Origin of the sequence: Solibacillus sp. NPDC093137 (assembly GCF_050280445.1) — a bacterium.
GTDB classification, from domain to species: Bacteria; Bacillota; Bacilli; order Bacillales_A; family Planococcaceae; genus Solibacillus; species Solibacillus isronensis_B.
On record NZ_JBNNVH010000002.1, the window covers coordinates 147,661 to 166,138 of the forward strand.

The following is an 18,478-nucleotide window of genomic DNA, read 5'->3' on the forward strand; positions in this document are numbered from 1 at the left end:
AGGCAGTTTTTTTATTGTCATAAGTACGCGGTGAAAGTGGAACAAACTGTCCATAAAGTGGAAAGTTCTGTGGGCGAAGTTGAACTTTTTGAATGGAAAGTAGTACCTAACGCAGGGAAAGTAGAAAACATTGCATATAAAGTGGAATCTCTTTTAATTTAAAGAAGAAATCTTAAGAATTTCTTCAGATTTTCAGTAGTTAGATGTTAAGAAATGGGCTTTATTATAAACTTATAAGAAAAAGTTGTGAGGTGAGCAAGATGAATCAGCTGACGGTGCTCGTAACAGATGACGATCAGGACATCCGGGACGGCATAGAAATTTATTTAAAAAATGAAGGTTACCGGGTGTTAAAAGCGGCAGACGGGCTTGAGGCAATCGAACTGCTTGAACAAAATGAAGTGCACTGTATGATTTTAGACATCATGATGCCGAAGATGGATGGGATTACCGCCACATTCAAAATTCGTGCAGAACGCAATATCCCAATTATTATGCTCAGTGCAAAGGCGGAACAAAGCGATAAAATTCATGGGCTTTCAGTAGGTGCGGACGATTATATTACAAAGCCGTTCCACCCGCTTGAATTGATGGCACGCGTCAAGTCCCAGCTAAGACGCTATGTCAACTTCGGCACTGCAGGAGAAGCCGCTCCGCTTGTTGAAGGACTGGAGCTGGACGCTGCAGCGCGGGAAATCCGTGTGGACGGAGAACCTGTCAAACTGACACCGACTGAGTATAAAATAACTGAGCTTCTACTAAAAAATGCGGGGCGCGTCTATTCAATCAGCGATATTTACGAACTTGTATGGAATGAACCCGCGTATAACGCAGAAAATATTGTTGCCGTGCATATCCGGAAAATCCGTGAAAAAATCGAAGCCGATCCGAAAAATCCTCGTTATTTAAAAGTGGTGTGGGGATTGGGTTATAAAATTGAAAAGTAAAATTTTCTCTTGGGTTGGAGCTCTCGGCGCGGTGATCGGTTTTTATTTTATCGGGACTTATTTTATCGACTATTTGACAGGGCGATTCGTTCCCTTAGTAAAGCAATTCCTATATTTTTTATCTTCATTCAGCGGAATACAAACATTTTTATAAGCGGGTAAGGAATACTTGTTTTATTTGATGCAACGGGTACTTCGATAGCCTGCTGAATGAAGATAAGCCCCTGGCGGATGTCACAGATTTTTAAAGGGACAATGAAGTCAGCCTAAATACGTCACATCGTGTGACAACGGCTGACTAACCCACATCCTGTGGGCCTAAAAAATCTGGACGCAATTACGCCGAGGCGAAATTGATAATTAAGTGAGGAGGAAGGAAAAATGAAAAACAATAAATTATACCTCCAGCTTTTTCTTATGTTTGTAGTAGTAACTGCAGTAAGTTTAATTTTTACTAATGGCGGTCGTTATTTAGGAAAAACTTTTTATGAATCGCAAAATTATAACAATGAAGCAGAGAACTTAGTATATGAGTTCTCGCAGTATGTGTTTAACACGCCGACGGAAGAAGAATTTAAAGGGGCTTTAACAGTATCGGTTGAGGAAATTGAGGATTACCGTACATATTACGGTTCCCTTGCTGAGCAAATTCAAAATATTAAAGAGCAGTATGCAAGCGAAATAGATGGAACACAAGATCAGGAAGTAATCGAGGCAATTGAACAAGAACGTGACGCCAAGATTGCCGACATTAAGAAAAACTTTGAAGATGATGAATATGTAAAAGAAAAAATACTAGTAATTAAGAAAAAAGCAATTCAGCAGAAGCTTAAAGAAATTGAAAGAGAAAAGAAAGAAGTTTTGAGCAAATACGATTACTTTGCTTATGAATTTAAAGATGAAAAAACCGGAGAAGTTTACCGTAATGGCGATATTAGTGAAAAGAGTGTCTTTAAAAAAACAGTTAACAATGTAGGGAAAAGCCTCTCAGGTCTCTATCCGCTTAATTATTATGAGTATGATAGCATGGGGATTCTGCAAGATAGCTATACACTTGAGCAGGATTTATCGGATATTTCAGGTGTTGTAACTGTGCCGGCTAGTTGGATCGCAAACACTCATATAAGCAATGAAAAAAGTGCGTTTATCATTACGAAATATGTGTATTACGGCATTATTCTTGCAGGGATTATCAGTTTTATTTTATTAATGACTTCTTTAAAACCAAAGCTTGAACAGTTCAATCGCCAGTTCCAGCTACGTGAACTATTTGAACGTTTCCCTATTGATATTCGAATCGTAGCAACTCTTATTGCAACATACTTTGCATTTATATTTAATGGTTCTTTTACAAGATCCATACAGACGCTAATTTATCATTATACGGATAATCGTTCGGGTTTTCTTACGGATTTTATCGTGACAGGCGTTATCAGTTTTGCGCTTATTGTTGCAATCGTCTTTATGGTTGTTTCAATATGGGTAAGTTTAAAAGGGCAGCGTGACTTGGAGAAAATCTGGCCGGAGACATTTACGGCGAAGTTTGTAGATGGTGCTATCTCAATGTTTGAAAATCGTTCAATCGGGATGCAGTCACTAATATTGCTTCTTGTTGTTTTCCTTGGAGGCTTTGGATTTGCCGTTGTTATGACAGCAGGCAGTTTCGGTGTTTTCCTGTTCTATATGTTTTTATTTGTAGTGTTCTTTATTCCGGCACTCTATATGTTCATGCGTCGTATGGGCTACCTGAACCGTATTATGCAACATACTGAAAACATGGCACATGGCCGTCTCACAAAAGATTTAAAGGTGAAAGGGAAATCTCCTTTAGCAAGACACGCCGAAAATTTAAATGGGCTTCGTGAAGGTGTCCGTAACAGTATGAATGAACAGGCAAAAAGTGAGCAGATGAAAACAGAGCTCATTACGAATGTCAGCCATGATTTGCGTACACCGCTCACATCAATTATTACGTATACGGATTTACTGAAAAATCCAGCAATCACAGAGGAAGAGCGAAAAAAATATATCGACATTTTAGATGCGAAATCGAATCGTTTAAAAACATTAATTGAAGATTTATTTGAAGTATCGAAAATGGCAAGCGGCAATGTAGAAATTACGAAACAGCGCATCGACTTAGCACAACTGTTGCAGCAGGCGGTCGGTGAGCATGGAGAAGACTTTGCAGCAGCCAATTTGGATTTACGTATCAATATCGCAGAACAGCCGATTTATGCTCGTGTGGACGGGCAAAAATGGTGGCGTGTCATTGATAACTTAATTATTAACGCACGTAAATATTCGTTGGAAGGCACACGTGTTTACGTCAACTTGAAGTCGCATGAGGGGAATGCCGAATTGACTGTGAAAAATGTCGCGAAATACGAGCTGAACGAAGAAGCTTCCCAATTAATCGAGCGTTTCAAACGTGCCGATACATCACGTCATACAGAAGGTTCAGGGCTGGGGCTAGCCATTGCACAGTCAATTGTTGATTTGCATGACGGGCAATTGGACATCGCAGTTGATGGGGATCTGTTTAAAGTGACGGTTAGTATTCCAACAGATAAATAGTGAGTAAATCTACAGCGAGGGGTGTGTGCCTTGCTGTAGTTTTTTGTATTTGTTGGGTCGGATGTAGCGGGCGTGCAGGATTTATTAGAAGAAAGAAAGTTTTTATTAGAAGAAGTGGATCGGATATTTGAAAGTTCGGATCTGTTATTTGAAAAGTTCATGCACATATTAGAAAATCCGGCGATGATATTAGAAAACCCCGGTTTTATTAGAACAAGTGAATGCCATATTAGAAAAAAATCGAATTTATTAGAAAACCTCAACTAATCGTCTTTGAAATTAAAAGATGATAATATTATTGACTAACGCCATAAGTCCAAAATATAGTAAAATAGCACATTGTAGATAAAAAATAAGTTAGGAGCAACATTACGATGCGTATACTTTTAGGCATAGTAGCATTAGCGATATACAGTGGTCTCACTTTTTATCTTGGCTGGAATTTTAGGGCATGGCTGTTGTCGATTCAGCAATTTCGCTGGCCGATTATTTATTGGACAGTGCTGTTTCTCGTATCATACGGTTATTTTATAGGAAAGCTCCATCCACTGTTCACGCCATTCTCGGTGCTCGGCAGCTATTGGATGTTCTTTTTGCAGTACGGGCTCTTCCTTTGTATCATCGCCAACTTAATCATCAGACTTACACCGCTTACAACGAAAATGGTCGGTACAGGGGTTGTTGGTTTACTCGTTGTTTTATTGATTGCAGGTACATATTTTGCTTATTCACCGGTAGTTCGAAATGCGACAATCAACATCGATAAACCTGGAGATGATATGCGTATTGTTATGGCATCTGATTTCCACCTCGGTTTGTTGTCAGGGAAAGGACATTTGGAGAAATTTGTTGCGCTTTCCAATGAACAAAATCCTGATTTAGTGCTTCTTCCGGGTGATATTGTCGATGATAGTCCAAAGCGCTTTGTCGAAAAAGACATGGGCGAAGTGATGAAAAATTTAAAGGCAACATATGGTGTATACGGAGTACTGGGTAACCATGAATATTACGGTAACGAAATACCGGAATTTAAAAAGGAAATGGCTGAAGCAAACGTTAAAATCTTAATGGATGAAACAATTTTAGTGGCGAATCGTTTTTATTTAACAGGGCGGGAAGACGTGACGAACAAAAACCGTTTAGCCTTAAAAGAGATGCAGCCCGAAAAGGAAAACTTGCCTTGGTTTGTTATGAACCATACGCCGCTGGATATGGATGAGCCGGCTCGTTTAGGAGTGGATTTCCATGTTTCGGGACATACGCACCGCGGTCAAATGTGGCCAAACCACCTCATTACAGAAAGAACTTTTGAGTTGGATTACGGCCTTCTCAAAAAAGAGCAGTTACATGCGCTTGTTTCGAGCGGCTTTGGTTTTTGGGGGCCTCCGACACGTATTGGTAGCCGCTCCGAATTATGGGTAATAGAAGTGAAATTTAGCGAATAAGAAAGTAAAAAGGAGAAAAGAAAATGGAATGGATTGAGCTATTAAAAGCTTTAATTTTAGGGTTTGTCGAAGGGATGACCGAATTTGCGCCAGTTTCCTCAACAGGACATATGATTATTGTTGATGATATGTGGTTGCAGACGAAGGAATTTCTAGGATCAGGTTCGGCAAATACATTTAAAATTGTCATTCAGCTAGGATCGATATTGGCAGTCGTTTTCGTTATGTGGAAACGATTACTAAGTTTAGTTGGATTATATAAAATAGAAGGACAGAAAAAGACTCGTTTTAATCTGGGACATGTGATTATCGGTATTATTCCAGCAGGTATTTTTGGCGTACTGTTTGAAGATTTTATCGATGAAAATCTATTCAGCATCAAAACCGTAATTGTAGGATTAATTATCGGAGCGATTTTTATGATTATTGCTGATAAATTGGGACCTAAAAAGCCGGCCATTACGTCACTGGATGATATTTCGTACAGTAAAGCACTGAAAATTGGATTTATCCAATGTTTATCGCTTTGGCCAGGGTTTTCACGCTCGGGTTCAACGATTTCAGGCGGGGTATTGCTAGGATTGGACCATAAAACTGCAGCGGACTTTACGTTTATTATGGCCGTGCCGATTATGGCAGGGGCAAGCGGTTTGTCGCTTGTTAAGAACTGGGATCAAATTAACGCCGATCACTTTTGGTTTTATGTAGTCGGTTTTGTGAGCGCATTTGTATTTGCACTTATTTCGATTAAATTCTTCCTGAAGCTGATTTCAAAAGTGAAATTAACGCCATTCGCGATTTATCGAATTGTACTGGCACTAATATTAATCATCGTTTTAGCTGTATAACAAGGAAAAGGAGCTGTCTCGCAATAATAATATGCGAGACAGCTCCTTTTTGCCTTTATTTATTGAACAGATCAAATAATCCGCCGATGCCGCCTTCACCTGCATCTTTACCGCCACCACCTTGAGATACTGGTGCTGCAGCAAACACACGGCTTGCCAGACGGCTGAATGGTAATGATTGTACCCAAACTGTACCAGGACCAGAAAGCGTTGCAAAGAATAAACCTTCACCACCGAATAAAGCCGTTTTAATGCCGCTTACCATTTCGATATTGTAGTTTACATCTTGTGTCATCGCAACTAGACAGCCTGTATCAATGCGCAATGTTTCGCCTGGCTGAAGTTTACGTTCATAAATTGTACCGCCTGCATGCACAAAAGCCATACCGTCTCCTTCAAGCTTTTGCATAATGAATCCTTCACCACCGAAGAATCCTGTACCTAACTTTTTCTGGAATTCTACGCCAACCGATACACCTTTTGCCGCAGCTAGAAATGCATCTTTTTGACAGATGATTTTGCCATCCAATTCACTTAAATTCATTGGAATGATTTTACCTGGATATGGAGAAGCGAAATACACTTTACGTTTGCCCATGCCGCTGTTAGTGAATGTCGTCATGAATAAGCTTTCGCCTGTAATTAAACGTTTTCCTGCGCCAAGTAATTTCCCCATCAACCCGGAGCCCTGATTTGCTGAGCCATCACCGAATACGGTTTCCATCTGGATTTGATCTTCCATCATCATTAAACTTCCAGCTTCCGCCACAACCGTCTCCTGCGGGTCAAGCTCTACCTCTACAAACTGCATATCATCGCCGTGTAAGACGTAGTCGATTTCATGATTTTTCATTTTTATGTCCCCTTATAATTCAATTTAATATTTACAATAATAGATACGCTTGAAGATTCCAAAAGTTTCAAAATGGTGAAAATAATATTTGTCACTGAATAATATTATTCTGTTATTCTTTTTGAGAAAAAAAGGGAATAAAGTAGAGAATGTCGAATAATTAAAAGGTAAATGAGAATTTGTGAGGTGGAGAAATGAAGCTGTTAAATTTTATTGGTGGAGAATGGATAGAAGACGATTCATTGCAAACGATGCCTGTGATCAATCCTGCAAATGGTGAACAGTTAGGAACGATACCACTTTCGACAAAATTCCAAGTCGAACTCGCTGCTCAAAAGGCGAAAGCGGCTCAAAAAGAATGGGCGCTTGTCCCTGCGCCAAAACGAGCAGATTATTTATATGAAATTGCATTTAAACTGAAAGAAAAGAAAGAACATCTCGCGCAAATATTAACGAAGGAAATGGGCAAAGTCATTGAAGAAGCGCGCGGAGAAGTACAAGAAGGAATCGACATGGCGCTTTATATGGCAGCAGAAGGTAGACGTTTATTTGGAGAAACGGTCCCGTCGGAATTGCCGAATAAGTTTGCGATGAGTGTGCGCGCTCCGATTGGGGTGGCAGGACTCATTACGCCGTGGAATTTCCCTATTGCAATTGCGACATGGAAGTCATTCCCTGCACTCGTAGCCGGTAATACTGTTATATGGAAACCTTCTAACGAAACACCTTTTATGGCCTACGAGCTTGCCAAAATATATGAAGAGGTCGGCTTGCCGCCTGGTGTCGTCAACGTTGTATTCGGATCAGGTCCTACAGTAGGAACAGCGATTGTCGAGCATCCGGACATCCGTATAATTTCCTTTACAGGGTCAACAACGACAGGAAGCAAAGTAGCCGAGCTTGGCGGAAAACATCTGAAAAAAGTTTCGCTTGAAATGGGCGGGAAAAATGCAGTCATTGTAATGGATGATGCTAATTTGGATTTAGCGCTTGAAGGTATTTTATGGAGTGCTTTTGGTACGGCTGGGCAGCGCTGTACAGCATGCAGCCGTGTAATTGTGCATAAAAATGTAAAACAGGAATTGGAAAATCGTCTTGTGGAAGCAACGAAGCAGCTGACAATCGGGGACGGGTTGGATCCTTCAGTTAAAGTAGGGCCTGTCATTAATAAGGCTGCACTGGAAAAAATCAATCATTATGTACAGATCGGTAAGCAGCAAGGTGCGAATTTGCTGATTGGCGGAGAAATTTTATCTGTAGGCGAATTGGCAAAAGGCTATTACTATGCCCCGACAATTTTTACCGATGTGGAAGCATCAAGCATTCTCGCACAAGAGGAAATTTTCGGTCCTGTCATAAGTATTATTGAAGTCAGCAGTTTGGAAGAGGCAATTGAAGTGAATAACGGTGTAAAGTTTGGCTTATCAAGCTCGATTTTCTCGCAAGATGTTAACACAATCTTCAAAGCACAGCAGTTGCTTGATACAGGTATTGTTTATGTAAATGCCGGAACAACAGGCGCGGAAATTCACTTGCCGTTTGGCGGAACGAAAGGTACAGGAAATGGTCACCGCGATTCAGGCCAGGCAGCTCTTGATGTGTATACGGAATGGAAGAGTATTTATATAGACTACAGCGGCAAGTTGCAACGTGCCCAAATCGATAATAACGCTTGATGATTCATTTTTAAGAATCATCACATCTCAAAATTCTGGACGCAATCACGCTAATGCGTAATTGACTTAATAAAAAAGGGGATGTTTACATGAAAGTAGTAGTGTTAGGTGCAGGGTTGATGGGGAAAGAAGTAGCGCGCGATTTAGTCCGTAGTGAAGATGTGAAAAAGATTTATTTAGCAGATGTTTCAACAGGTCCTGCAGAGGAATTTGTTAATACATTGATTACAGATAAGGTGGAGGTAATACAACTTGATGCTGAAGACGACAAAGCATTACGCGATGTCATCAGCCGTGGTGATGTAGTAGTGAATGCACTGTTCTATAAGTTCAATGAACGTGTTGCAAAAGCGGCAATTGATGCAGGGGTGCATTCGGTAGACTTAGGAGGCCACATTGGCGGAATTACAGAATCTATTTTCGAACTGCACGGTCAGGCAGTCGATAATGGCGTGACGATTATTCCGGATTTAGGTGTAGCACCTGGAATGATCAATATTTTAACGGGTTACGGGGCGACAAAGTTTGATTCTGTAGATTCAATCAAATTGTATGTAGGTGGTATTCCGACAACGCCACAGCCTCCACTGCACTATATTCGTGTGTTCTCACTGGATGGGGTATTCGATCATTATACAGAGCCTTCGAAAATGATTCAAAAAGGTGTGCTAACAGAGGTCGAATCTTTAACAGGACTGGAGCCGATTTACTTTGACGAGTTTGGAGTATTGGAGGCGTTCTATACATCAGGCGGAATTTCAACGTTATATAAAACATTTCCTCATGTAAAAACACTCGAATACAAAACAATCCGCTATAAAGGTCATGCCGAGCAGTTTAAACTGCTTGCTGATTTAGGTTTCCTTGATAAAAACAATAAAGTTGAAGCTGGCGGTCGTGAAGTAAATGTCCGAGAAGTAACGAGGGAAGTATTACAGAAAAAACTGGATATCGGCAATAATATCGATGCAGTACTATTACGTGTAATTATTTCAGGTGAAAAATCGGAAGAGCAAATTACGTATGAATATGAAATGGTCGTAAGAAAAGATACAGAGCAAAACGTGACGGCGATGGCACGTGCAACAGCAAATACGATTTCAATCGTGGCCCAAATGATTGGTAAGGGACTGATTGTTGAGCGTGGTGTATTTGCACCGGAAACGGTTGTGCCAGGTCGTGAGTTTATTCAGGAAATGGCGAAACGAGGTGTGGATATTAAAGAAACATCACACCGTTCATCAATGATTGTAAAGTGGTAGGAGTGAGGGTATGAACTTCGAATTTACAGAAGAACAGAATCTTTTACGAAAAACAGTAAGGCAATTTGTAGATGCAGAAATTATCCCTTATATTGCCGAATGGGATGCAGGCGGCGGTTTTGACCCGAATTTATGGAAGCGACTTGCCGAACTGGGCTTAATGGGAGTTTGTGTACCGGAGAAATACGGCGGAGCAGGAATGGACTATAATTCACTTGCGATTGTCTGTGAAGAGCTGGAGCGCGGGGATACGGCATTTCGTACAGCCGTTTCCGTTCATACTGGCTTAAACAGTATGACGCTCATGCAATGGGGCACAGAAAAGCAGAAGGAAAAATATTTGCTTCCCCAGGCAAAGGGCGAGAAAATTGGCGCATTCGGACTGACAGAACCTGGTGCCGGATCGGATGTCGCTGCGATGAGTTCATTTGCGAAGCGTGATGGAGACTACTATATTTTGAACGGTCAAAAGACTTGGATTTCCTTATGTGATATCGCAGATCACTTTCTTGTATTTGCCTATACAGATAAGGAAAAAGCGCACCATGGTATTTCTGCATTTATCGTAGAGCGTGAATGGGCTGGGTTTAGCTCAAAGGCAATTAAAGGAAAGTACGGTATTCGTGCAGGCAATACAGGCGAACTGTTCTTTGAGGATGTCAAAATTCCGGCAGAAAACTTACTCGGTGAAGAAGGGGAAGGGTTTAAAATTGCAATGTCCGCACTGGATAACGGCCGTTTTACTGTTGCTGCAGGCGCAGTCGGCTTAATTCAGGCGTGTATCGAAGCGAGCGTCAAGTACTGTAAAGAACGTGAAACTTTCGGTAAACCGATTGGTGAGCATCAACTAGTCGGTCAAATGCTTGCAAAAATGGAAGCTGGCTACGAAATGAGCCGCCTGCTTGTGTATCGCGCAGGAGTGCTGAAAAATAAAGGCGTACGCAACACGAGGGAGACATCGCTCGCCAAATGGCAGGCATGCGACTTTGCGAATAAAGCTGCGGATGATGCGGTTCAAATCCACGGGGCATACGGTTATTCCGATGAATATCCAGTAGCCCGTTATTTACGAAATTCCAAAGCACCGGTCATTTATGAAGGGACACGCGAAATTCATACAATGATGCAGGCAGATTATGTGCTTGGGAAACGTGCAGATAAGAAGTTACGCTGTATGCTCCCAAGCTGGCCATTTGAATAAATTGGTGAGGCGAAAGGTTGTTGTGACCTTTCGCTTTTTTGTATGCAAGCGGGGGACTAGTGACTCGGTTGTGTTGGATGGGGCTTGGAGAATAGCTTGCTGGAATTGGCGATTATGTTAAGTGAAATGGCGAATACCGTCTAGAAATTAGCTAATAAACCTTCACATATGTAGCAATAAAAGTCTGTAAAATTGAGGGATTAGGTTAATAAATTTAGGTGTCGTTATGTTTTGGTAATTCATGTTAATATTTACTTATAAAACTAATCAGAGTTACGGAGGAGAGAGTAAAATGGCGCTAATTCGTACAATGCATGCTGAAGATATTCCACAAGTTCAGGATGTGGCGGAAAAATCCTGGAATGCTACATATGAGGGGATCATTCCTTTGGAAATCCAAGAAAAGTTTCTAAAGATGGCCTACAATGATGAAAGAATGAAACAACGATTGGAACGTTCTTTTCTTTTTGTAGCTGAAATCGATAGCAATATTATAGGGTTCGCGAATTTCTCGCCTGTTAATGAAGAAGGGAAAGCTGAACTAGGGGCTATTTACCTTTATCCAGAATACCAAGGAAAAGGGGTTGGCTCGGCTTTATTACAAAAAGGAATTAATGAAATAGATGGTATTAAAGAAATTTATATAAATGTTGAAAAGGACAATAAAATTGGCAAGAGCTTTTATGACGCAAAAGGCTTTCAAGTGTTAAAAGAGTTCGATGATCAATTTGAGGGCTATACGTTAAAAACAGTGCGAATGGTATTAAATGTGCAGCTTTGTCAGTAAAATCCAAGAGGAGAAATTAATATGAATACTGAAGTTGAAGACCTTTATAATAAACTGATTGATGCCTGGAATAGACGTGACGCCAAAGGGATGTCTGATCAATTTGCAGAACAGGGAGTCCAAATTGGATTTGATGGTAGTAAGCTAATTGGCAAAGAAGAAATTTTAGCGCATCTTAACCCTATCTTTGAAGAGCATCCAACCGCTCCCTATATAACAAAAATTAAAGAGATACGGTCGCTAGGAACAGATGCGGCTATTCTCCATGCGATTGCGGGAATGATTCCTTCTGGAAAATCAGATATTGAGCCTACCGTAAACGTCCATCAAACACTGGTCGCTGTGAAAAAGAACAACGGCTGGCAGGTGGAGCTATTTCAAAATACTCCTGCACAGTTTCATGGAAGACCGGAACTGGTGGAAGAAATGACGGAGGAATTAAGGCAGTTGCTTTAGTTTTAGTGGAGAGTGATAGGAATAATTAATTGGAAGATTAGTAAGGGAGTGCTGGGCGCGGTGTAATTTGGTTTGCACATCCGGCACAAGACCGGGTAAACGAATTGGAAGATCAAATTAGCTCGCAATACACATATGCGAACTTTCTCTTAAGAGGTACTGTTGAAAAGCTTCTGGAATGGAACTTTAGTGAACCTTTAACTGATGAAAATGAAGAAGATTTTAGAGGTCTGGCTAAGGAATTTCTTGATGTAACAGATCTATTTTTCAGTGGATCTACCGTGCATACTGAATGGGTGGACAGAGTGGGTGATACTACAATTTATTTTTTGAATTATGCGAATGGCTCACCTCTTTCTGAAGAAGATGCTGCAGATTTGTACCAAGTACTGAAGGCTACCCGTTTTATTTCGATAGATTTAAGAGACTATACGAAGCAGAGTGAGTTCTATGATGCAATGCATTCAGAGGATCACGAAATGATGGAACAAGTGAAAAATCGATTAGCTTGGAAATATAAAAATTAGAGGAAGTTCATACTTACGCCAAACCCTCAAAACTTGTATAAGCTGGGAGGGCCTTTGATTTCCAGTGTTACAATGAAAAGTCGAGTGGTGCTTTTAAATATTTAATAATGACTCCAACAAGGAACGTTTATATGCATTTATAGGTTGAAAAGGGCGAGCTTAGTATACTGAGCATGCTCTTTTTTTATGAACCAAATTTGCATTCTAAGTTATAAATAAGCTGAAAGAGCGAATGCTAAATGAAGTATAAATGACTAAAAGAAGTTTAGATTATGATTCTATATATGGATAAAGGAATAGGTTATATTAACCGAATTTTAATATTCCAGTATATTTATTTGGATAAAATAATTATATATGGAATAATTTTATTATTCTAGAGATAAGAGGGGCTACAGAAGATGAAGAAACTTGGATACTTATTTTTAGCGATGTTCTCAAGTTTGATGCTTGCTGCATGCGCGGAACAAAAAAGTGAAGAAAAAGAAGTAATTACAACAAGCACTAATCAGAATGACTGGTCTTATGAGGAATCGACTGGACCTGAACGCTGGGGAGAACTCGATCCCAGCAATTTAACATGTGTAAATGGAAGCGAACAATCGCCGATTAATGTTGAGTTTCCCGAAGTGAAAGCAGATGGAAAATCAAAAGGTGAGAGTGAGATTCACTATGAGTCAACACCTTTTACACTTGAAAATAATGGTCATACGATACAGGCGAATGCCACAACAGAAAGCAATCACATTATCATTGAAAATAATGAGTACAAGCTTTCACAATTTCATTTCCATACACCGAGCGAGCATCAGTTTAACGGTCAAAACTATGATATGGAACTGCATCTAGTACATAGTGACGAGAATGGAAAACTGGCTGTTATTGGGTTGATGATTCAAGAAGGAAATGAAAACAAACTGCTTGCTTCAATGTGGAATGGATTGCCGACAGATAAAGCGGTAAAAGGTGATTCCGAAAAGCATGTAATTGATTTACAAGCTCTATTGCCAGAAAATGAAACGACGTTCCAATACTCTGGTTCATTAACGACACCTCCGTGTACAGAAGAAGTACAGTGGATTATTTTTGAGCAGCCGATTGAAATGTCAAAAGCACAAATAAAGGCATTCCAGCAAATTTTCTCGGACAACCACCGTCCTGTTCAGCCGATAAATGAACGGGAAATTAATAAAAATGAAGATTGAAGAAATGAAGAATTGGTAGAGAAAAATTCAGCATAAAAATTATTTTGAGGAACAGAGCCGTAATAGAGGATTTCAATAAAAAAGAGTGGGGGAGTGTCAATATTGTTGTAATTGACTTCTCCGATTTTCCGGGAAGGCTCGTCAAATTTAATGACTTGTATGAAGCTTTGATTTGGATGTGCAGGAAAGGGTTTATTTTTTCCTGTACACCCAAATTCCATACCGGTGTAACGGGTTCGTTTGTCAGTCCTTCATTAAATAAGGTATAGTTTCTTCTATTATAATCAATATTTAACGACACCGTTTTCTTGATTGTAAGCAATTTCTTTTTTCTCTCGCCACCGGTAAAATATTTTCATTAAAGGCATGATTAATAAAAATATGAAGAGTAGTCTAAAGGTTTGAAACATTGAAACAAGCGAGACTTCCGCATTAACAGCATCAGCTAATAACACCATTTGATCTAAACCACCAGGAGCTGTGCTTAAGAAACTTGTGGGAAATGTTGTATCCAATGCCAAGGACATCAAGAAACTTGATCCGAATGTTAGCGCAATTAGTGCAAATGCGCTGAAAATGCCACCTGCAAGTACACGTACTGGTAGCTTTATCATATGTGGCTTGAGCATTAAACCAATATGTGCACCAATGAGAAGTTGAGCAATATCCATAACAACACCTGGTATTTGGGGCATAACAAGTGGTGTAGTGAGTTGCAGTGTAATTAATAAAATAATTGGTGTAATGAAAAATGCAACGGGTAAATGAATACGTTTCGTTAAATGGGAACATGCCCATGCCAGGATAATTAACAGTACTAAACTGATTGTTAGCTTAGCATCTGCGGAAGGTTTACTTATTACCTGACCAGCAACGATAAATGGAACAAATACAACGACTAATAATAGCCGGATTACTTGAAAATAAGAGATAATGCCGATTTCCTCAACCTTTTCTTCTTCAGCAAATATAACAATCTGACCTAAACCTCCCGGAATAGCTCCCAGAATCGCAGCTTTTATTGGAATTTTTGCCCATCTGCTTGTTAAATAAGCAATACAGATTGAGCCGCCTATTAAAATAACGTTTAATAGTAACATATAAAATATAATAGAACCTATCATGCCGAATAGATTAGTGTTAAATTGTATACCAATCACGGTACCTACAATGACGACACCTGCATCTCGCATTTGACCAGACCATTTGAGCGGTCCTTTATAAATGAATTGTGCTAACATGACGATAACTATTGGACCGAGCATCCATGGAATAGGGATGTGTAACAGGTTAAAAATATAACCTCCAATTAAAGATAAAATTAACACCTTTAGCATTGCCTTCAACAGTAACACCCCTTTCTATAGCAGTATACATAGCTATGATTATTATTAAGAAACCACCAGCTTTCATCATTATGAATACTGGTGGTACAGTTATTATGATTTCGCTAATTCTTTTACTTGTGCCTCACGATCAACATCGTCGCGACGGCGGTCTCCCCAATATGCGGAACCGTTTTTAAGGTATTCTTCATATGTCCATTTTACTGGTTCCCAGTCTGGTTCGAAGATTAAGTAGCCGTTTGTGAAGATTTCAAGGCGTAAACCACTTCCTGGATCTTTTACGTAAATATACATTGCTTGTGAAATCCCATGTTTCCCTGGACCTACGAATTGTACGTCAGCTTCGCATAAAATATCGGCAGCGCGCAGCAAGTCTTGAGCATTGTCTAACCAGTAAGCAATATGGTGCATTTCATTTGGCTCTTTTGAACGTGGGGTAGACATAACTGCAACGTCATGCACTAAGTTTGTTACCGATAACCAGCTTGCAACCTGCACATCGTCTGGATTGACGAAATATTCGCGCAAATTAAAACCTAATGCTTCTTTTAAATATTGTACAATTTCAGCATTGTCGTGAGAAGTTTGCAAATTTACGTGATCGATTCGACGAGGGGAAACCCCTTTAGCCCAAGATTTATACGTTTGGTTTTTAAGTACGGATTTTCGTGATTCATCCGCAGGCGTCTTTTCCATATCATAGTAAAGTTCAAAACGGTGGCCGCTTGGTAGTTCAAAGCGGATGGCTTCACCTTGTGCAACCTCTTCACCGGCTTTTATCCAGCGTACTTCAGTACCTGCATCTTCTAATAACTGGGCAAATGTTGCTACATCCTCGCGTCGTTTTGTACGCCAGCCGATATGATCGATATAAGATGTCTCACCGGCTGTAATTGACAATGTATGATGTTCGAAATCACCCCAAGCCCGCAAATAGTGTACACCATCTACAACTTCTGTTTCTTCCAGACCAATTGTGTCACGGAAGAACCATAAAGATTTTTCAAGGTCTTCTGATACTAAAGCAACGTGCCCTAATTTTGCGATTTCCGGTGCGTAAAGAAATTTTTCCATTTATATTCACCTCATAGGATATTAGTTTTTTTAAAGGTCATCTGAATCTTTTCTTTTTCAATCCTGCTATTAACCTTGAATATTTGTATTAACACCGAATAAGTGTCTGCCGTAACCTAAAATTCCATCTTCATAGAGAGAAGTAATGTGGGTCGCAATCGCCATCAAGTCACGAGTAAATAGTTCTACCGGATGACCTTTTAATAACGCATGACCGCCTAATGTAAGTAGTGACTTTACACCGATCTGTGTACATTTATCGATAACTTTTGCACGAATCGCTTTATATTTAGCCCCTTCGTAGGAACCACCTTTATCCGTTTGCATCATATTGATATATTCATTTAATAGTGTTTTGGCAGAAAGCAATTCAAGCTTTAGCTCTGAAAGCACACGTTGGCTGGTAGGGGACTCTTTTTCATTTACACCTGAAAAGCGTACGCGTCCCGCTGTATGTTTTTCAAATTCATCAAGCACACGCTCGGCACCACCGACAGCCATCGCTGCAAAACCTACATAAAATCCAGGGTAGAATGGTGTATTGTAGTATAAATAATTTTGGTCAAAATCTTCATATGGTGGCTGGCTATTTTCAATAATTTTGCTGAAGCGTAAAATGGCATCAGGTTTTACAAAAATGTTATCGACGATTAATGTGTTGCTGCCTGATCCGCGAAGACCAAGTGAATCCCACGTTTTTACAACTTCCAAGTCAGAAACTTTCAGTAAAATCCCTACACGTTCTGGTTTTTCACTGTCATCAAATTTCATCATTGCGCCAACGCCAACCCAATCACAATAGTTGATACCGCTTACAAAATTATACTTGCCAGAAACGAGATAACCGTCTTCCGCTTTTTCTACTTTGCCTATTGGGGCAAATACGTCTGCTACAAAACCTCCCTGATTAATGACTTCATCACGAATGTGTTTTGGGTAATAGCACACCCAAGCGTTATGAGCTGAGAAAAAGTACGTTAACCATGCAGCTGAAAGATTGTGGTAACCAACTGTACTTACCATATCAACGAATGTGCGCCAATCAAGTTGTGGATAGCCAAATTCTTTAGGCAAAATTAAACGGTGAATTTCCTCCTCCCGGATAATATCAGCTATGCGGGGAGAAATTGTCGAGTTGTGATCGGCTTCAATTGCTTCTAGCTCTGCAGCTTCACCAATACGCTTTGCTTTTTGAATTATTTCTTCATAAAGGTCTTTATTTTCAACTACGGTAACCATTTAATCATTCCTTTCAAAAATAGTTTATTGGGCTGTAACCTTTTGTCCCTTTTCAACTGCTAAAAAATCTATAACAAGTTTGTTAACGATTTCTGGTTGGTCAGTTTGTGCCTGGTGACCGCAGTTTTCGATATATTCAAATTTAATTTTAGGTAACAATTTTTCGAGTTTATAACCTGTCTCAACTGGTGCAACAGCATCTTGGTTCCCCCAGATAAATAAGCCAGGAACTTTTAATTTTGGTAACGAATCTTTTATGCAGTAGCGATCCCAAAGTTTTGGTTCCTCATTCATTCTTGCCAAGTATGCGTCAAATGCTTGATTAGATTCTCGTACGCCTGGGCGGGTTGCGGCTTGATGACGGAGCTGAATCAACTCTTCCGGAACGACTGTGTCTTCATTTGAATTACGATACATAAATTTTCGTAACGATTCTTCCGTATAATCGTATCCAATTACTTCCAAGAACGAACGGAGCTTTCTTTCAGGTACTTCTTGCATTGCCTGATAAATGGTATTACTGCCGATATAAACTACTTTATTTACCTTTTCAGGATGGTCGATTGCATATTTAGCTGCAACGTAAGCTCCTTGTGAGTTACCGACAAGTGATACTTCATCCAGACATAAGGCTTCAATAAAATCATGTACATGATCTACTAAACTTTGATGTCCGTTTACAGGCCATGCATGAGGGCGTACATCTGTGAACCCCATTGATAATTGATCGATTGCATATGCGCGGAACCCTGCTTTTGCCAGAGCTGGCAGCATAAAACGCCATCCGGCTGCGCCACAAGCCCCAGGTCCTGCTCCGTGTAGTAATATCACTGCTGGTCCTTCTGTTCCGGCCCAAGAATAGTGCGTACGTACACCATTTGCTAATACGTAACTATTATGAAATCCTTCAAAAATTGTCATTGTTTTACCCCCTTGTGATGATAAGTAGTATTTTCTGCTTTGAGTATACCTGTAAAAAAATTTAAAAGTTATAGTGATTTTTATTGAATGAATAGTGAGAATCTTTAAAATTTA

At 39.9% G+C, this 18,478-nt stretch carries 17 protein-coding genes; 12 read left to right on the forward strand and 5 right to left on the reverse strand.

Translation table 11 applies throughout. The features are described from left to right. The first annotated feature begins 260 nt into the window (after window positions 1-260). The 5 genes from ACQKN3_RS12530 (at window position 261) to ACQKN3_RS12550 (ending at window position 5,817) form a co-directional block, all read left to right on the forward strand. Window positions 261-947, forward strand: a complete 687-nt coding sequence (locus ACQKN3_RS12530) for a response regulator transcription factor (RefSeq protein ID WP_014824875.1) — start codon at window positions 261-263, stop codon at window positions 945-947. A gap of 381 nt (window positions 948-1,328) precedes the next feature. Next, window positions 1,329-3,524, forward strand: coding sequence for a histidine kinase dimerization/phospho-acceptor domain-containing protein (locus ACQKN3_RS12535; RefSeq protein WP_427711878.1), 2,196 nt, complete (start codon window positions 1,329-1,331; stop codon window positions 3,522-3,524). 72 nt (window positions 3,525-3,596) lie between these two features. Further along, the gene (locus ACQKN3_RS12540; RefSeq protein ID WP_427711880.1) at window positions 3,597-3,791 is read left to right on the forward strand and encodes a hypothetical protein; all 195 of its coding nucleotides are present in this window, start codon (window positions 3,597-3,599) and stop codon (window positions 3,789-3,791) included. Between the two features lie 107 nt (window positions 3,792-3,898). Next, complete coding sequence (locus ACQKN3_RS12545) at window positions 3,899-4,969, forward strand: metallophosphoesterase (protein WP_251690579.1); 1,071 nt, start codon at window positions 3,899-3,901, stop codon at window positions 4,967-4,969. Between the two features lie 23 nt (window positions 4,970-4,992). Next, window positions 4,993-5,817 (forward strand): undecaprenyl-diphosphate phosphatase, encoded by an 825-nt coding sequence (locus ACQKN3_RS12550; RefSeq protein ID WP_251690580.1) that lies wholly within the window; start codon window positions 4,993-4,995, stop codon window positions 5,815-5,817. Window positions 5,818-5,872: 55 nt separating this feature from the next. On the opposite strand, the gene ACQKN3_RS12555 is transcribed toward ACQKN3_RS12550, so the two are convergent. Next, a complete protein-coding gene (locus tag ACQKN3_RS12555) occupies window positions 5,873-6,670 on the reverse strand; it encodes a TIGR00266 family protein (RefSeq protein WP_251690581.1) in 798 nt (265 codons plus the stop codon). Between the two features lie 194 nt (window positions 6,671-6,864). Between ACQKN3_RS12555 and ACQKN3_RS12560 the strand changes: the two genes are divergently transcribed. The 7 genes from ACQKN3_RS12560 to ACQKN3_RS12590 all read left to right on the forward strand — a co-directional run bounded on the left by ACQKN3_RS12560 (window position 6,865) and on the right by ACQKN3_RS12590 (window position 13,784). After that, a complete protein-coding gene (locus ACQKN3_RS12560) occupies window positions 6,865-8,346 on the forward strand; it encodes an aldehyde dehydrogenase family protein (RefSeq protein ID WP_427711883.1) in 1,482 nt (493 codons plus the stop codon). 89 nt (window positions 8,347-8,435) lie between these two features. Further along, a complete protein-coding gene (locus ACQKN3_RS12565; RefSeq protein WP_427711885.1) occupies window positions 8,436-9,608 on the forward strand; it encodes a saccharopine dehydrogenase family protein in 1,173 nt (390 codons plus the stop codon). A 10-nt stretch (window positions 9,609-9,618) separates the two neighbouring features. Continuing rightward, entirely contained in the window at window positions 9,619-10,809 is a 1,191-nt protein-coding gene (locus ACQKN3_RS12570; protein ID WP_427711887.1) for an acyl-CoA dehydrogenase family protein, read from the forward strand. A gap of 292 nt (window positions 10,810-11,101) precedes the next feature. Further along, window positions 11,102-11,596, forward strand: a complete 495-nt coding sequence (locus ACQKN3_RS12575) for a GNAT family N-acetyltransferase (protein WP_251690585.1) — start codon at window positions 11,102-11,104, stop codon at window positions 11,594-11,596. A gap of 21 nt (window positions 11,597-11,617) precedes the next feature. Next, complete coding sequence (locus ACQKN3_RS12580) at window positions 11,618-12,052, forward strand: SgcJ/EcaC family oxidoreductase (RefSeq protein ID WP_251690586.1); 435 nt, start codon at window positions 11,618-11,620, stop codon at window positions 12,050-12,052. 104 nt (window positions 12,053-12,156) lie between these two features. Next, window positions 12,157-12,579 (forward strand): hypothetical protein, encoded by a 423-nt coding sequence (locus tag ACQKN3_RS12585; RefSeq protein ID WP_427711889.1) that lies wholly within the window; start codon window positions 12,157-12,159, stop codon window positions 12,577-12,579. Between the two features lie 401 nt (window positions 12,580-12,980). Continuing rightward, the gene (locus ACQKN3_RS12590) at window positions 12,981-13,784 is read left to right on the forward strand and encodes a carbonic anhydrase (protein WP_427711891.1); all 804 of its coding nucleotides are present in this window, start codon (window positions 12,981-12,983) and stop codon (window positions 13,782-13,784) included. A 284-nt stretch (window positions 13,785-14,068) separates the two neighbouring features. Here ACQKN3_RS12590 and ACQKN3_RS12595 read toward each other — a convergent pair whose 3' ends face one another. From ACQKN3_RS12595 to ACQKN3_RS12610, 4 genes are all read right to left on the reverse strand, one after another. Continuing rightward, complete coding sequence (locus tag ACQKN3_RS12595) at window positions 14,069-15,121, reverse strand: AbrB family transcriptional regulator (RefSeq protein ID WP_427712020.1); 1,053 nt, start codon at window positions 15,119-15,121, stop codon at window positions 14,069-14,071. A 102-nt stretch (window positions 15,122-15,223) separates the two neighbouring features. Continuing rightward, window positions 15,224-16,204: a VOC family protein gene (locus tag ACQKN3_RS12600; protein WP_251690589.1), complete on the reverse strand. Its 981-nt coding sequence runs from the start codon at window positions 16,202-16,204 to the stop codon at window positions 15,224-15,226. A gap of 69 nt (window positions 16,205-16,273) precedes the next feature. Beyond that, complete coding sequence (locus ACQKN3_RS12605; protein ID WP_427711893.1) at window positions 16,274-17,443, reverse strand: acyl-CoA dehydrogenase family protein; 1,170 nt, start codon at window positions 17,441-17,443, stop codon at window positions 16,274-16,276. Window positions 17,444-17,467: 24 nt separating this feature from the next. Further along, a complete protein-coding gene (locus tag ACQKN3_RS12610) occupies window positions 17,468-18,364 on the reverse strand; it encodes an alpha/beta fold hydrolase (protein WP_427711895.1) in 897 nt (298 codons plus the stop codon). Between the last annotated feature and the right edge of the window lie 114 nt (window positions 18,365-18,478).

What these genes read in the sequence shown, in the direction of transcription:
- ACQKN3_RS12530 (WP_014824875.1), top strand. Translation starts at nt 261, where the DNA reads ATGAATCAGCTGACGGTGCTCGTAACAGATGACGATCAGGACATCCGG.
- ACQKN3_RS12535 (WP_427711878.1), top strand. Translation starts at nt 1,329, where the DNA reads ATGAAAAACAATAAATTATACCTCCAGCTTTTTCTTATGTTTGTAGTA.
- ACQKN3_RS12545 (WP_251690579.1), top strand. Translation starts at nt 3,899, where the DNA reads ATGCGTATACTTTTAGGCATAGTAGCATTAGCGATATACAGTGGTCTC.
- ACQKN3_RS12550 (WP_251690580.1), top strand. Translation starts at nt 4,993, where the DNA reads ATGGAATGGATTGAGCTATTAAAAGCTTTAATTTTAGGGTTTGTCGAA.
- ACQKN3_RS12555 (WP_251690581.1), bottom strand. Translation starts at nt 6,670, where the DNA reads ATGAAAAATCATGAAATCGACTACGTCTTACACGGCGATGATATGCAG.
- ACQKN3_RS12560 (WP_427711883.1), top strand. Translation starts at nt 6,865, where the DNA reads ATGAAGCTGTTAAATTTTATTGGTGGAGAATGGATAGAAGACGATTCA.
- ACQKN3_RS12565 (WP_427711885.1), top strand. Translation starts at nt 8,436, where the DNA reads ATGAAAGTAGTAGTGTTAGGTGCAGGGTTGATGGGGAAAGAAGTAGCG.
- ACQKN3_RS12570 (WP_427711887.1), top strand. Translation starts at nt 9,619, where the DNA reads ATGAACTTCGAATTTACAGAAGAACAGAATCTTTTACGAAAAACAGTA.
- ACQKN3_RS12575 (WP_251690585.1), top strand. Translation starts at nt 11,102, where the DNA reads ATGGCGCTAATTCGTACAATGCATGCTGAAGATATTCCACAAGTTCAG.
- ACQKN3_RS12580 (WP_251690586.1), top strand. Translation starts at nt 11,618, where the DNA reads ATGAATACTGAAGTTGAAGACCTTTATAATAAACTGATTGATGCCTGG.
- ACQKN3_RS12590 (WP_427711891.1), top strand. Translation starts at nt 12,981, where the DNA reads ATGAAGAAACTTGGATACTTATTTTTAGCGATGTTCTCAAGTTTGATG.
- ACQKN3_RS12595 (WP_427712020.1), bottom strand. Translation starts at nt 15,121, where the DNA reads ATGCTAAAGGTGTTAATTTTATCTTTAATTGGAGGTTATATTTTTAAC.
- ACQKN3_RS12600 (WP_251690589.1), bottom strand. Translation starts at nt 16,204, where the DNA reads ATGGAAAAATTTCTTTACGCACCGGAAATCGCAAAATTAGGGCACGTT.
- ACQKN3_RS12605 (WP_427711893.1), bottom strand. Translation starts at nt 17,443, where the DNA reads ATGGTTACCGTAGTTGAAAATAAAGACCTTTATGAAGAAATAATTCAA.
- ACQKN3_RS12610 (WP_427711895.1), bottom strand. Translation starts at nt 18,364, where the DNA reads ATGACAATTTTTGAAGGATTTCATAATAGTTACGTATTAGCAAATGGT.